The sequence below is a fragment of the Streptomyces sp. NPDC051636 genome, from assembly GCF_044453765.1.
Classification (GTDB): domain Bacteria; phylum Actinomycetota; class Actinomycetes; order Streptomycetales; family Streptomycetaceae; genus Streptomyces.
This window is the reverse complement of sequence record NZ_JBITDA010000017.1, coordinates 43,067-57,188: the sequence shown is the minus strand read 5'-3', so window position 1 is coordinate 57,188 and position 14,122 is coordinate 43,067. Positions and strand designations below refer to the sequence as shown.

Annotated in this window: 12 protein-coding genes and 1 pseudogene; 7 read left to right on the top strand and 6 right to left on the bottom strand. The window is 69.8% G+C overall.

Going from position 1 to position 14,122, the window contains the following annotated elements:
* Positions 1-5 precede the first annotated feature (5 nt).
* On the bottom strand, positions 6-815 hold the full coding sequence (locus ACIBBH_RS26735) for a class I SAM-dependent methyltransferase (RefSeq protein ID WP_399408746.1): 810 nt from the start codon (positions 813-815) through the stop codon (positions 6-8).
* 62 nt (positions 816-877) lie between these two features.
* Positions 878-2,164 (bottom strand): O-antigen ligase family protein, encoded by a 1,287-nt coding sequence (locus ACIBBH_RS26730; RefSeq protein ID WP_399408744.1) that lies wholly within the window; start codon positions 2,162-2,164, stop codon positions 878-880.
* A 200-nt stretch (positions 2,165-2,364) separates the two neighbouring features.
* Here ACIBBH_RS26730 and ACIBBH_RS26725 point away from each other — a divergent pair, with 200 nt between their 5' ends.
* Both ACIBBH_RS26725 and ACIBBH_RS26720 read left to right on the top strand, forming a co-directional pair.
* Positions 2,365-3,477, top strand: coding sequence for a glycosyltransferase family 4 protein (locus ACIBBH_RS26725; RefSeq protein WP_399408742.1), 1,113 nt, complete (start codon positions 2,365-2,367; stop codon positions 3,475-3,477).
* A gap of 91 nt (positions 3,478-3,568) precedes the next feature.
* Positions 3,569-4,297, top strand: a complete 729-nt coding sequence (locus ACIBBH_RS26720) for a WecB/TagA/CpsF family glycosyltransferase (protein ID WP_399408740.1) — start codon at positions 3,569-3,571, stop codon at positions 4,295-4,297.
* A gap of 253 nt (positions 4,298-4,550) precedes the next feature.
* Here the strand turns inward: ACIBBH_RS26720 and ACIBBH_RS26715 are convergent.
* A pseudogene (locus ACIBBH_RS26715) lies at positions 4,551-5,534 on the bottom strand (MraY family glycosyltransferase); the annotation flags it as partial.
* 273 nt (positions 5,535-5,807) lie between these two features.
* Between ACIBBH_RS26715 and ACIBBH_RS26710 the strand changes: the two are divergent.
* A complete protein-coding gene (locus ACIBBH_RS26710; protein ID WP_399408738.1) occupies positions 5,808-8,075 on the top strand; it encodes a (Fe-S)-binding protein in 2,268 nt (755 codons plus the stop codon).
* 85 nt (positions 8,076-8,160) lie between these two features.
* Here the strand turns inward: ACIBBH_RS26710 and ACIBBH_RS26705 are convergent, their stop codons facing one another.
* Together ACIBBH_RS26705 and ACIBBH_RS26700 are read right to left on the bottom strand one after the other, a co-directional pair.
* Positions 8,161-8,865: a L,D-transpeptidase gene (locus ACIBBH_RS26705; RefSeq protein WP_399408736.1), complete on the bottom strand. Its 705-nt coding sequence runs from the start codon at positions 8,863-8,865 to the stop codon at positions 8,161-8,163.
* On the bottom strand, positions 8,855-9,364 hold the full coding sequence (locus ACIBBH_RS26700) for a SigE family RNA polymerase sigma factor (protein ID WP_399408734.1): 510 nt from the start codon (positions 9,362-9,364) through the stop codon (positions 8,855-8,857). The genes ACIBBH_RS26705 and ACIBBH_RS26700 overlap by 11 nt, the downstream gene beginning before the upstream one ends.
* A 103-nt stretch (positions 9,365-9,467) precedes the next feature.
* Between ACIBBH_RS26700 and ACIBBH_RS26695 the strand changes: the two genes are divergently transcribed.
* Genes ACIBBH_RS26695 through ACIBBH_RS26680 form a run of 4 tightly spaced genes read left to right on the top strand, consistent with a single transcriptional unit; the run spans position 9,468 to position 13,190 of the window.
* Positions 9,468-10,406, top strand: coding sequence for a L,D-transpeptidase (locus tag ACIBBH_RS26695; RefSeq protein ID WP_399408732.1), 939 nt, complete (start codon positions 9,468-9,470; stop codon positions 10,404-10,406).
* On the top strand, positions 10,403-10,852 hold the full coding sequence (locus ACIBBH_RS26690; RefSeq protein WP_399408730.1) for a sigma factor-like helix-turn-helix DNA-binding protein: 450 nt from the start codon (positions 10,403-10,405) through the stop codon (positions 10,850-10,852). Before ACIBBH_RS26695 ends, ACIBBH_RS26690 begins: the two co-directional genes overlap by 4 nt.
* Positions 10,849-11,505, top strand: coding sequence for a hypothetical protein (locus ACIBBH_RS26685; RefSeq protein WP_399408728.1), 657 nt, complete (start codon positions 10,849-10,851; stop codon positions 11,503-11,505). The genes ACIBBH_RS26690 and ACIBBH_RS26685 overlap by 4 nt, the downstream gene beginning before the upstream one ends.
* Positions 11,502-13,190, top strand: a complete 1,689-nt coding sequence (locus ACIBBH_RS26680; protein WP_399408978.1) for a transglycosylase domain-containing protein — start codon at positions 11,502-11,504, stop codon at positions 13,188-13,190. Before ACIBBH_RS26685 ends, ACIBBH_RS26680 begins: the two co-directional genes overlap by 4 nt.
* Before the next feature lie 314 nt (positions 13,191-13,504).
* On the opposite strand, the gene ACIBBH_RS26675 is transcribed toward ACIBBH_RS26680, so the two are convergent.
* Positions 13,505-13,831 (bottom strand): antibiotic biosynthesis monooxygenase family protein, encoded by a 327-nt coding sequence (locus ACIBBH_RS26675; RefSeq protein ID WP_399408726.1) that lies wholly within the window; start codon positions 13,829-13,831, stop codon positions 13,505-13,507.
* Positions 13,832-14,122: the final 291 nt, after the last annotated feature.

The following is a 14,122-nucleotide window of genomic DNA, read 5'->3' as shown; positions in this document are numbered from 1 at the left end:
GCGTGTCAGCGGCGCAGCTCGGCGACGAGGCCGAAGGTGGTCGGCGGGGCCATTCGTTCCCCGAGAGCCTGCAAGAGGCCTGACTGAGTGGACCAGTAGCGATGCATGTGCGTCCTGTGGAAGTTCTCGGTGAGCACCGCGTGGAGCGCCTTTTCGTCGACGCCCTGGCGAACGACGTGATATTCGACCATGTCCGCCGCCTTCGACTCGTCATAGACGCCACGCATACGGCGGATCCGGGTCGCCATCCCGCTCCGGTACCCTCCTTGTCCGATCCGCCAGAGCAAGTAGGCGTTTCGGTCCAGGCTCATGGAGACTTTGGATCGCCGGGGATACCAGAGCGGATCCTGAAAGCTCAGGAAGGCCCCTCCGGGAACGATACGCTGAATGAGGCGCTCGACTGTGCCGAGATAGTCGGGAATATGATGAAGTACCGAAATGGCCACGACAGCGTCCAGCGATGGGCCGCTGAAGGCTGCTTTTCCTTCGGGATCGTGCGTCACGGTGACGAGCGGGTTGTGACGGAAGCGATGCCTGAGAAGTTCCGCGCTGGGGGCACTCATTTCCGTCACCTCCACCTCTGCGCCGGCCGCCACCAGGTGATCGGTGAAAGTTCCGTGACCGGCCCCGAGCTCAAGAATGCGGCAACGGCCCTTTCGGTCCTGAACCGAACCCAGTACTCGTTGCACCTCGTCGACAACCCGTTGGCGGACACTGTGGTGCCGGATATGGGGAGAGCCGTTGGCGTAGTCGTGCCCGACATTATGAGCCTGCTCTTGCAGATCCCTCATTGTGGGCTTTGCCGCAGCATGCATGGATGAAACATACAGGTTTGCCAGGCCGGGGGGCCGACCCTGCTCGAAAGGCCCCACCACATTCACGCGGACAGCGCATCCACCGGTGTCACCGGTCTGCCTTGTCCCCCCACTGCTTCGATGGCGGTCCTCACCCGCCGGGTGACTCCGAGAACGCCTTCGGCAGCGCATGGAGCCGCGAGGCTCAGTCCTACAAGGGCACCGAGAGGAATCATCGAGAAGAAATAGATCAGCAGATTATCGGTGATCGCCAGCAATCCGACGCAGCCGAGTCCTAGGAACGCCGCATAGTGGCGGCTCGCTTCATGCCCTGAATCAAGCCTGCGAGCACGCAACCAACAGCCGCGCATGAGACTCAGATAGCCCGCAAGCCATAGTCCGAGACCGATGTACCCGAAGTCGTGCCAAATTCGCAGATAATCGTTGTGGGGTTCTCCTGCGGTCACCACGACGCTCCGGACGAGGATGGCTGCGCTTCCCGCGCCAAAGCCTGTCCATGACCTGGTCTCGGCATGTTCGGTGACGACCGCCCAAAGAAGGTCTCTGCCCGACGTATTGATGAACGCTCCGTGCACGTCCATCACGTCGCCCGTGAAGAACCGGTCATGCAGGGCTGAAAAGTGCGTCAGACAGACGTAGCCGACCGCTGCGGTCACACCCATCACGACCACTCCCTTCAGCAATCGGTAACGTCGACGACTGCGAAGGGGAACGAATGCCAGCAGAAGACCCGCCACGGCCATCGCCGTCCGCGAGCCGCTGAATGCGATCTCCAAAAAAAGGACGCCGGGGAGCAGTCTGGCACATCTCTGCTCCTTCCCCAGCGGAATCAAGACCGCCATGATGATCAACGCCTGCACGGCAAACGCCCGTGCCCCGTACATCCCATTGGCACCGAAACCGAATCGTGCCAGATCGGTGGCATAGGTCAGGGCGCGCAGCCATCCGATTACCGCTACGAACGCCGCAAAACGAGAAGCCACTCCCTGCGAAACGGCGCCGGACGCGACGAGGCCCATGGAACCGAAGAACAGAAAATAGCAGCACAGGTTCTGCATCCCTTGAGCGGTGATTCCGTTGAGCACGGAGTCCAGGAGCGCCCAGCACAGAAATAGCCATACTGCCGCCGGAATTCTTGCGTCACCCGGAACTGGCGTCCGACGTGCTGCAGAAAACACCGGCCACAAGAGAAGCCAGATGGCGGTGAGAAGAGCCGTCACGGCTGCCGAAGCGGTGATCGAAGGAGCGAATGAAATCCTGAAGGCAAAGTCCCCTGCCAAGAGAATTGCCAGCGTCAGCCTCAGGATCAGCGGCAGTTTAGGGCGTGCAACCTCCGTGATTCTGTTCACAGTGCTCCAGCATGGCACAGCGAACGGCGTGACAACGGGAGGCTCATCTGCCTCCTCCGGCAGGCAGGTGATCCCGTAAACCGACACCCCGATCATCATTCAGGCGGGGCAGTGCCGTGTTGTCCTGGACGCCCGGCCATGTGAATGGTGTCATGCATTCCACTCAGTTCCATTTGTGCCAACGCTGCTGAAGGGATTCCATGCGCACAGAGGGGGGTTCTTCCGCTGTCGCGGATCCGGGTGATTCGAAATCCAGCCCCCGGGTCCTGGTCCTCCGACACGGTGCGGAGCTCGGCGGGATGGGTAGGGCAGCCGACTTCTTCACGCCGCTTCTCGAGAGCCGGTGCCGTGTCCTGGCCGTTGTCTCCCTGTCGGCGGAGCGCACCGGGTCAGACAGGTTCCAGGCGTCATGGAAAGCGAAGGTTCTTGCCACAACGGCGGTCCTGAGACGATGCGCGTACCTACTCGCCGTGCGGCCGTGTGATGCCGTCTACCTGCCGATCTCGCAGTGGGGTCTCCCGCTCGTCCGCGACGTTCTGCTCGTCACGCTCACCAGAGTTGCGGGGTGTACGCCCGTACTGCACTTGCACGGCGCTCAGTTGCCGGCCCGGCTGGCCAGGGGCGGAATACTGCGGAAGGCGCTGTCCGGAGCGCACTGGATCGTCCTGAGCGACACCGTGGCTGCCGAACTGCACACCAGCGGGTGCCGCATGAGATCGGTAACCGTGCTCCGGAACCCAGCGCCTGTCGCTACCGCGGTTCAGCGCGTGCCCGGGCCTCCCGGTGTGCTCCGTGTGGGCTGGCTCGGCACGAGGTGCCAGGCCAAGGGTTTCGATCTTCTCTGCGGTGCGGTGGCGCGCCTGAAGGCCCACGGGTCGCAGGTGGAGTTCTCCGCTGCCGGGTTGCGGCTCGACGTACCGGAGTCGCTCATGGCGTGCGTCGACCACGACCTCGGCGTCCTTCGGACGGCGGATGTCCTCTCTTTCTGGGCCGCGATCGATGTCTTCGTTCTTCCCGCCCGCTGGGCGGAAGGACTCCCCTTCGTGCTGCTCGAGGCGTTGCAGGCGGGGTGCGCCGTGGCGGCGACCCCTTCTCCCGGCTGCGCCGAACTCTTCCGCCACGCATGCATTGACGACGTCGAAGCCGCCGTCGACTCGGTCACCGGCTTCCTGGAGGCGTGCCGGACGGACCTCGACGGCGTCCGGCTCCGCCAGCAGAAGGCATGGCGTCAACTCCGGCCGTTGTACGCACCGGAGCAGGTCGAGAAGTCGTTCGCCCGGTTCTGGGACAGCACGGGTTTCGGTCGGGGCTGACCACTCGCAGGAGGCACAGGTGAACCCACTGCGTACGCCGGAGATGCCGGACCAGGCCGCGGTAACCGGAACGAGAGGTGTGTGCCCGCCCGTGACCGTGTTGGGGCTGCCTGTCCACCCACTGACACTGGACGAGTCGGTCGCGACCGCCGAAGCACTGATCACGGACGGCGGGCCGCACCAGCACGTCGTGCTGAACGCCGCCAAGGTCGTCAGGGCACACGACGATCCGGAACTGGCGCGCATCATCCGCTCCTGTTCGCTCGTGAACGCCGACGGCCAGGCCGTCGTGTGGGCGAGCCGCCTCCTCGGGGCGCCCGTGCCCGAGCGGGTCACGGGCATCGACTTCATGCTGGCCCTGTGGCGCAGCGCCGCGCGCAACGGGTACCGCGTCTACCTGCTGGGCGCCGAGCCGGAGGTGGTCGCGGAGACCGCGCGCATCGCCGCCGCGCGGGGGGTCGAGGTCGTCGGGCACCGGGACGGCTACTGGGCCGAGGCGGAGGAGGACAGGGTGGTGGCGGCCGTCCGCGAGACCCGCCCGGACATCCTGTTCCTCGCCGTGCCGAGTCCGCGCAAGGAGTACTTCCTCGCACGCCGGCAGAAGGACCTGGGCTGCGCCCTGGTGGTCGGCGTCGGCGGCTCGTTCGACGTGGTGGCGGGGCTGCGCAGCAGGGCACCGCGGTGGATGCGAAGGGCCGGTCTGGAATGGTTCCACCGGATGGTCCAGGAGCCGCGCCGGATGTTCCTGCGCTACGCCGTGGGCAACGCCCGGTTCGTCGCGCTCACCGCCGCCCACTGGGCGCGGCGGGCCGGTCGGTGAGCGGCCGGGGTACGAGGGGACGGCGCGAGCGGCTCTGCGCCGCGCGTCCTCACCGCCCGCCGCCGGTCGGCCTCGTCGATCCCGCGGAGCTCCTCGTCGCCGTACTGCCCGGCAACCACACCGGTGCGGACTGCCGGGGGGGCCGCGCGGAGCCGTAGGTCTCGCCCGGACGCCGGTTCGCGAGCCCCGCGGCGGTGCGCCGGGGGCCGTGCACCCCGGTGCCGTGCACCCCGGGCTGCCGCCCGACGGTGTGCACGGCCGTCGGGCGCCGCAGGCCGTACACCGGAACCCTGAGCAGTCCCAGCACGACCGCCAGGGTCACGCCGGCCACCCACAGCGCGCCCGTCCGCGCGCCCCACCCGGTGTGCACGAGCACGCCGACGGCCACCGCGGAGAAGCCGCCGGCACCGATCAGAACGGTCGCGCCCGGCGGAGTGAGCCCGAGCCGCCGCAGCCGGTGGGCGAGGTGGTCGGGTCCGCCGCGCAGCAGCGACCGCCGGGCCACCAGCCGCGAGACGGCCACCAGGACCACGTCGGCGGTGGCGACGGCGGTGAGCGGGAACAGCACCCGGGCGCTGGAGCCGACCGGGTATCCCGCCCGGGTGAACACGGCGGCGGAGGAGAGCAGGAACCCGGTGAACAGCGACCCGCAGGCGCCGCACCCGATCCGCGCGGGATGCCAGTTGTGCATGAGGAACCCGGTGAGCGCGGCGGCGAGCACGCTCAGCAGCACCGCCAGCCCGTCCATCACCTCGGCCGCCGCACACGCGCCCACTCCGAAGGCGGTGACCACCCCGACCGTTCCGGTGAGCCCGTCGGCGTGGTCGAGCGACCGGAAGGCGAGCGTGACGAGGACGATCCAGCCCACCGCGAGCAGCCCGGCGGGCAGCCCCGTCTCCTCGTACGGCACGACGCAGGCCGCCGCCACCGCCGTACCGGCCACCAGGGCCCGCGCCCGCAGCCGCCACACGTCGGCGACCAGCCCGAGCGCGGCGACCCCGGCCCCGGCGACGAGCAGCTCCCCCACCCCCTGCCCCAGCGGCGCGACCCGCGTCCACTGCCCCATTCCGGCGACCAGGCAGGTGACCAGCACGACAGCCAGGCCCCCGAACAACGGCATGGCCCGCTGCCGCCGCCGGTCGACGATTCCGGCTCGCAGGGCGGGCCCCCTGAGGAGCGCCGCGAGCACGGCGGTCAGCAGGAGGGCGGTGGTGGCGATGAGGATCCCGTAGAGCACGGCTCTAAATTAGGCATGAAAGTAGCAATTCTGGGTGAATAACACGATCCGATTGCCGCCGTTCCCCACTACGCCTGCGCCGCGGCCGAGCCGCTTCAGGGCGCCTCGGCCGCGACCCGCGGCGCCGCGGCGGTCCTCCGGACCCCACTCAGGCTCACCTCAGCGACCCATATCACCCCGCGCCCGGCTGCATCCGGGCGGAAGATGGGGGTAGTCTCAGACGGACTGCATAAGTTACCGCTTAGTAATTTCGAGGCCGCCTCAGGAGCCCCAATGCAACTCGCCGCGATCATCGTGTCGCTGGTCCTGATCGTGGTCGGCGCGGCACTGTTCGGCCGCGCCCTCCTGCAGATCTACAACTTCATGCGGCTGGGCCAGCCGGTGCCTGCCGGCACGCGGACCAACGATCCCGCGCAGCGCACCATCACCCTGACCAGGGAGTTCGTCGGGCACACGCGGATGAACCGCTGGGGCGTCATCGGCGTGGCGCACTGGTTCGTGGCGGTGGGCTTCCTCACCCTGCTGCTGACGCTCGTCAACGCGTTCGGGGAGCTGTTCCAGGCGGACTGGATCCTGCCGGTCCTCGGCGACTGGGCGCCGTACAACGTGTACGTCGAGTTCATCGGCACGATGACGCTGGTCGGCATCCTCGCCCTCATCGTCGTCCGCCAGCTGAGCCACCCGCGCAAGCCGGGCCGCAAGTCCCGCTTCGCCGGCTCCAACTTCGGCCAGGCGTACTTCGTCGAGTCCGTCATCCTCATCGTCGGCGTCTGCATCTTCATGCTGCACGCCCTGGAGGGTGCCCAGCACCACGTGGACGGCTACGAGGCCTCGTTCTTCATCTCGTACCCGGTGGTGTCCTGGCTGAGGGGCATGGACATCTCCACGCTCCAGAACCTCACCTACTTCTTCGCCGGCCTGAAGATCGCGACCTCCTTCATCTGGATGATCGTGGTCGCCCTGAAGACCGACATGGGCGTGGCCTGGCACCGCTTCCTCGCCTTCCCGAACATCTGGTTCAAGCGCAACGCGACCGGTGAGACGTCCCTGGGCGCGCTGCTGCCGATGACGTCGGGCGGCAAGCCGATCAACTTCGAGGACCCGGGTGAGGACGACGTCTTCGGCGTCTCCCAGGTCGAGCAGTTCTCCTGGAAGGGCCTGCTGGACTTCTCCACCTGCACCGAGTGCGGGCGCTGCCAGTCGCAGTGCCCCGCCTGGAACACCGGCAAGCCCCTCTCCCCCAAGCTCCTGATCATGTCCCTGCGGGACCACGCCCACGCCAAGGCCCCCTACCTGCTGGCCGGCGGCGGCAAGACCATGGAGGGCCAGGAGAAGGCGTCCGGGGAGCAGCTGAAGGACGTGCCCGCGGCGGCGCTGGCCGAGGCCGAGCGGCCGCTGATCGGCACCGCCGAGGAGAACGGCGTCATCGACCCCGACGTGCTGTGGTCCTGCACCACCTGTGGCGCGTGCGTGGAGCAGTGCCCCGTGGACATCGAGCACGTCGACCACATCGTCGACATGCGCCGCTACCAGGTCATGATCGAGTCCGCCTTCCCGAGCGAGGCCGGCACGATGCTCAAGAACCTGGAGAAGAAGGGCAACCCCTGGGGCCTGGCCAAGAAGCAGCGCCTGGAGTGGACCAAGGAGGTCGACTTCGAGGTACCGGTCGTCGGCAAGGACATCGAGGACCTCAGCGAGGTCGAGTACCTGTACTGGGTCGGCTGCGCCGGTGCCCTCGAGGACCGCGCCAAGAAGACCACCAAGGCCTTCGCCGAGCTGCTCCACATCGCGGGCGTCAAGTTCGCGATCATGGGCGGCGACGAGAAGTGCACCGGTGACTCCGCCCGCCGTCTCGGCAACGAGCCCCTGTTCCAGGAGCTCGGCATGGAGAACGTCGCCGCGCTGAACATGGCCTTCGGCGAGGACGACGAGGACGAGTCGACCAAGAAGCCGAAGTCGGCGAAGAAGATCGTCGCCACCTGCCCGCACTGCCTCAACACGCTCGGCAACGAGTACCCGCAGCTCGGCGGCGACTACGAGGTCATCCACCACACGCAGCTGCTCCAGCACCTGGTGGACGAGGGCAAGCTGATCCCGGTCACCCCGGTCGAGGGCATCATCACGTACCACGACCCGTGCTACCTGGGCCGCCACAACAAGATCTACACGCCCCCGCGCGAGATCATCGGCAAGGTCCCGGGCCTGCGCAACGAGGAGATGCACCGCCACAAGGAGCGCGGCTTCTGCTGCGGCGCCGGCGGCGCCCGGATGTGGATGGAGGAGCGGATCGGCAAGCGCATCAACAACGAGCGTGTCGACGAAGCGCTGTCGCTGAACCCCGACATCGTCTCCACCGCCTGCCCGTTCTGCCTCGTCATGCTGACCGACTCGGTCAACGGCAAGAAGAACGACGGCAAGGCGAAGGAGTCCATCCAGGTCGTGGACGTGGCCCAGCTGCTCCTCGACTCCGTCAGGACGCCGGTGGACCCGGCGGGCGAGACGGAGGCGGAGAGCGCGCCGGAGCCGGAGCCGGTGAAGTAGGTGATGGGGCCGGCCTCACGAGGCGGGCCCCATCGGTACGGCGATGTCCCCTTGCCCTGTCCGGGTACGGGGGCATCGTCGTCCGTCAGGAGGCGGGTCCGGGCGGGGCCGGATTCACGCTCCGGGCGGGACCGGCCGGTGACCGGCCCGCGATCTCGACCACCGCCCCGGGCCGCAGCTGCCCGTACAGCCACTCCGCGTCGGAGAACCGCAGGCCGATCCAGCCCGAGGTGATGTCGTAGTTGCCGGGGGCCTTCTCGTCGTACGGCATGGCGGCGAGGTAGGTGCTCGTGCCGTCGTCCGCCCGCAGGCGGATCACCCACGGGAGCTTGTAGGTGTAAACGGATTCCATGCCGATCTCCTTGCCGCTCACCAGCTCCGCGTCGGTCATGGACGTGACGGTCATCCGCCCGGTCGGGGTCGGTGTCCTGGCGCCGCCGGAGGAGACGGGCAGTTTGCGGCCGCCGGCGACGAGGAGCCGGGTCGAGAGGTTCACCCTGGCGTCGGGCACCGCCGCCTGGGGGGTGGGCGTGCCGGTCGGCCGCGGGCTCGGCGTACCGGTCGTGCTCGCGGCCGGCGAGGACGCCCGCCCGGCGTCCGGGCCGCCCGGATTCAGCACCAGAGTGAGCGCCACAGCGGCCGCGGCGGCCGTCCCGGCGACGGCGGCGGCGCTACGACGGCGACGGCGGCGCAGGTGGGCCCGGCGGCGGATGTCCGCGCCCGAAGCGGACGGCAACGCCTCGCCCGACTCGGCCAGTTGACGCAGCCCGGTGGTGAGGTCATCGGACACGGTCGTCCTCCCTCTCCCCGTCGTCGGCCAGTTCCCGCGCCAGCGCCGCCCGGCCGCGGGACAACCGGGCCTTGACCGTCCCCACGGGGGCACCGGTCTCGGAGGCTACCTGCTCGACACTCAGGTCGCACAGATGGTGCAGGACCACCGCCATCCGCTGCGCCTCGGGCAGCCGCCGCAACGCCGCGACCAGATCGGCCAGATGGGCCGGCCCGGACTCGGGCCCCGGCGTGTACTCCGGCGGAGGAGTGCGCCGCACCAGTTCCAGCCACCGCTTCGCCCGCCGCCAGCGGCTCACCGCCAGCCGCATCGCCACGGTCCGGATCCAGGCCTCGGGCGCCCCCTCCGCCAGGAACTCCCGGCGCCGGTCCCAGGCCCGTACGAAAGCCTCCTGCACGACGTCCTGCGCCTCGCCGTGGTCCCCGGTGAAGGCGTAGAGCTGGCCGGTCAGCCGGGGGAACGCGGCGGCGTAGAAAGCGTCGAACTCTTCCTCGGTCATGTCCCCGCCACGAGTCTTCCGATATCCCGTGCAACCCGGCGGTCACCGCCGTGCGTACAGGTCCCGTACGTCGCACATGGAAACACACCGCAGGGGGAACACGATGACCAGCAGAGCCAAGTCCCGCCGTGCCGCCGCCGCGTGGGGAGCGGCAGCCGTATGCCTTCTGGCCCTCGCAGGCTGTTCACAGGGAGGGGTGGCCAAGGGCGCGAACGCCCAGGCGGGCGCGGATGCGAAGGCGGCGGACCGGCCGACTCCGGCCGACTCCCGCACCGGCTCAACACCGAAGCCCCTCGACACGCCGGCCGGCGCGCACCTCAACATCGCCGACGGGCAGACCGTGGGCGTCGGCATGCCGATGTCCGTCACCTTCAGCCACCCGGTCCCGGTCGCACAACGGGGCGAGACCGAGCGGAAGTTGAAGGTCAGCGCCGACGTCGAGGGCTCCTGGAGCTGGGTCAGGGACCGCAACCTGCTCGACGGCCAGCGCGTCGACTTCCGGCCCCGCACGTACTGGAAGCCGGGCACGAACGTCACCGTCCGCGTCGGCTCCTCGCTCACCCGGCACTTCACCGTCGGGCGCTCGCTCGTGGCCACCGTCGACGTGCGCACGCACATGATGAAGGTCGTCGTGAACGGATCCACGCACACCGTCCCGATCACCGCGGGCGCGCCCGGCATGGACACCTGGAACGGCACGATGATCGTCTCCGACAAGGCGCCGAAGGTCTACATGAACTCGAAGACCGTCGGCTACGGCGACGCCTACGCCGGTTACTACTACTACGCCGTCCACCTCACCACCTCCGGCACGTATCTCCACCAGAACCCGAAGGCGGATACGTACGCGGGCCACCAGAACGTCACCCACGGCTGCGTCGGACTCGCCGACGACGGCACGGCGAAGCACTTCTACGACGAGGTCATCCCCGGGGACGTGGTGACGGTCGTCGGTTCCAGGGACACGGTCGCTCCGGGCAACGGCTACGGCGACTGGAACGTGGACTGGGACGACTGGCGGGCAGGCAGCGCACTGACGTGACCCCCCGAACCCCTTCCCCCCGCGAGGACTTCGCGGCCTACGCCGCCCACGCCTGGCCCCGCCTCTTCGGCACCGCCCACCTCCTGACCGGCGACCCGCACGCGGCTCAGGAGCTGGCGCGGGCGACGCTGGCCGACACCTACGCCCGCCGTCGGCGCACGCCGCGCGACGACGCCGACTTCTACGTACGGCGGACCCTGGTGCGCCGGTATCTGCGCCGCGCCCGCCGCCTCGCGCGCGGTGACGGCGAACGGGCGCCCCTCTTCCAGGCGCTGGGACGCCTCGGTCCCCGGCAGCGGGTGGTGCTGGTGCTGCGCCACGGCGAGCACCTGGCCGAGGCGGAGATCGCCGAGCTGCTGGGCTGCTCGGCCGGTGCCGTCAGGTCGTACGCGCGCCGGGGCCTTTCGGCCCTGGGCGCCCTGCCCGTGCCGGGAGTCCGCCGATGAACCGTGACGAGGCGCACGAGGTGCGCCAGGCGTTCGCCGAGGCCGCGCGCGGGGCCGTACCGCCGCCGCTGCCGCTGGCCGAGATCGAGCGCGAGGGCCGCGCCCGCCGCCGCAGACGCCGTACGACGGCGCTGCTCACCGGCTGTCTGCTGCTGCTCGCCCCGCTCGCTCTCCTCACCTTCCGGACCGCGTCGCCCGGCCCGACGGCACCCTCGCCCTCCGTGCCCGCCGGGACCGCGCGCGTCGTCGCCTCGGGTGAGCGCGTACGGCCGCTGCCCGGCGTGGAGTTGTGGCTGGCCAAGAACGGGGAGCACTGGTCGACGGCACGGGGGTCGGGACAGTTCCTGCCGGTCAGCCGGCCTGCGGCGCACGATCCCGCGGTCACGCTGCGGCCGGAGGAGGTCAACGGCCGTTTCCTGCTGTCCGGCACCTACCAGGGTGACCGGCCGGCCGCCCGGGTGGAGGTGACGGCACCCTCCGGCACGACGCACGGCAGGCTGCTCACGCTGGCGGGCGACCCGGGCTGGAGCGTGTGGTACGCGGTCGCCCGACTCCCCCTGGACAAACGGGTGTTCGCCGGCCTGCGGGTGACGGTGTACGACGCGCGGGGCGCGGAGCTGGCGAGGAGCGGAGTGGATTCGTGGCCGACATGACCCATGTGACCGGCGTGGCCGCTGAAGGTGAGGTGACCGGCGTGGTGGATCCCCCGGCCGGCGACGAGACCCCGGCCCCCGAGGACTCGGACTCCCCGAAGGTCATGCGCCGTCGGCGGCTGCCCCGGCGTGTCCGCAGCCGGCGGCGCCGGGGCCGTTGGATCCGGCGGGCCCTGATCGCCGTACTCACGCTCATCCTCGCCCTGTGCGGCGCGGTCGTCGTCGCCTACCGGCTGACCGTCATCCCCGAGCCGCATCCGGAGACGGTGAGCCAGAGCACGGTGTTCGTGGACGCGAACGGCGAGTACCTGGGCCGGCGAGGGCCCGTGGACCGGCAGGACGTGCCGCTCTCCCAGGTTCCCCGGCAGGTGCAGGACGCGGTGATCGCCGCCGAGAACCGCTCGTTCCGCACGGACTCGGGCGTCTCACCGACCGCCATCGTGCGGGCGGCGGTGTCCACGCTGAGCGGCGGCGAGCGGCAGGGCGGCTCGACGATCACCCAGCAGTACGTGAAGAACGCGCTGCTCAGCCCGGAGCAGTCGTTGACCCGCAAGGCCCGCGAGGCGCTGATCGCCGTCAAGCTGGACCGTACCCGCTCCAAGGACGCGATCCTCGAGGGCTACCTCAACACCGTGTACTTCGGCCGGGGTGCGGCCGGCATCCAGTCGGCCGCGCGCAACTACTTCGGCGTGGACGCGAAGGACCTGACGCTCTCGCAGGGTGCGGCCCTGGCGGCGATCATCAACCTGCCGTCGTACTACGAGCGGGCCGGCGCGGACGCGAAAGTGACGGCGACGCTGCAGCGGCGGTGGGCGTGGGTCCTCGACGGGATGCGCGGCTCGGGCACGATCACCGCGAAGGAGCGTGCGCAGGCGGCCTTCCCGGCCTTCCGTTTCTATCCGCCGGGCGACACGGACGGCCAGCGCCAGTACCTCATCGACGCGGCGGCGGCCGAGGCGGCGGACCGTCTCGGCATCTCCCAGGACCAGTTGGCCCGGGGCGGGTACACGGTGCGTACGACGTTCGACGTGGCGGCGCAGGACGCGACGGCGGACCGGGTGGGCGACGCGCCGCCGGCCGCCAAGGGGACGCGGCTGCACACGGCCGTGGTGGCGATGATCCCCGGGGACGGCGCGGTCCGGGTGCTGTACGGAGGCGCGGACTACACGGAACAGCCGTTCAACGACGCCGTGTCCGGCGCGGTCGAGGCGGGCACGGCGCTGACGGTCCTCGAGGAGTCGAAGCTCGGCGTCCCGGCAGCCGACCTGATCCGCACCCCCACGCCGTCCCCGCTGCGACTGGCGTCGGTGTACGCCGCGGTCGCGGCCCAGGACACGTACGCGAAGCCGTACACGGTCGCGAAGATCACCCACGGCGGGCGCACGCTCTACACGGCACACCGCCAGACCCGCCACCTCCTGTCGCCGGCGATCGCCCGGGCGGCGGCCGAGTACCCGGTCCCCGCCGCCCTTTCGTCCTTCACGGGCGGCGCGGGCACCGGCACCGGCACCCGCACCGTCTGGCACACGGAGTCCGACGACCGCTTGTCGGTCACGGTGGCCCTGTTCGCCGAACACCCGGCGAAGGGCAAACACCCGGCGACCCCGGCACCGCTCTCCGGCACCCCGGAGAAGTTCGCGGAGGAGGTCACGGGAACGGTGCGGACGGGCCTGACGTCCGACTGAGCGGTCAGGACCGCGGGTGGAGGTGGCCTATGAGGGCGGCCAGTTGGGGCCGGCGGTTTCGAGGACGGTGCCGGGCTCGTCGCACTCGCGGAGGAGCACGGTGCCTTGGCGGGCGGAGAGTTCGACGCAGTCGCCGGAGTCGCCCCCGGCCGGCTCTGACGACGTTCATCGGCCTCGGCACGACCTGCGCGGGACTCGGGTTCACGTTCCACGAACTCGTCGTCGCGCTGCGCGGATGACACCTGATCTTCAGCGGGACCGCCCCCGTGGCTCTCCAGCGCACGGGGGCGTCGCCGTTTCCCTGCCGCTTGGGCCTACTCGCCCTTCGGGCCCGCCTGCTGCACCACCTCGAATGACCACAGGGTCGAACCGGAGGCCGCGGGCCTGGGCCGCTCCCCGCCTTCCCCGCCGCCCTGGTGCGCGGACTTCATCGGCCCCTCCATCCACGCCTGGAACGACTCCTCGTCACGCCAGCGCGTGTAGACGAGGTAGGTGTCGGTGCCCTCGACGGGGCGCAGCAGTTCGAACCACTCGAAGCCGTCGGAGTTCTCCACGGCGTGGGCCCGCGAGGCGAACCGCTTCTCCAGGGTCTCCCGCTGCTCGGCGGGCACGGTCAGCACGTTGATCTTGACTACGCTCATGGACCCATCCTGCCCGGCACCATCCGCTGATCCGCCACCGCCACCGCCGTGCCTTCACAGATTCGAGCGACCACCATGCTCACGGCCCGGCGTGCCGGATCGGCGGATCGGCCAGACGGCCCGGGCATGTTCCTCTCAGCCCGTTCGGTACACACGGCCACGTTTGGAAGACATGGGCCACTCGCACCTCCCCCCACCTGTGGCTTCGCCATCCCCCCATGGCCCATATCCTCCAATCCCGCCAATCTTGTACCGCGTCCGGGTTCCTGACGGGCCAGTGAACCTCCCCCT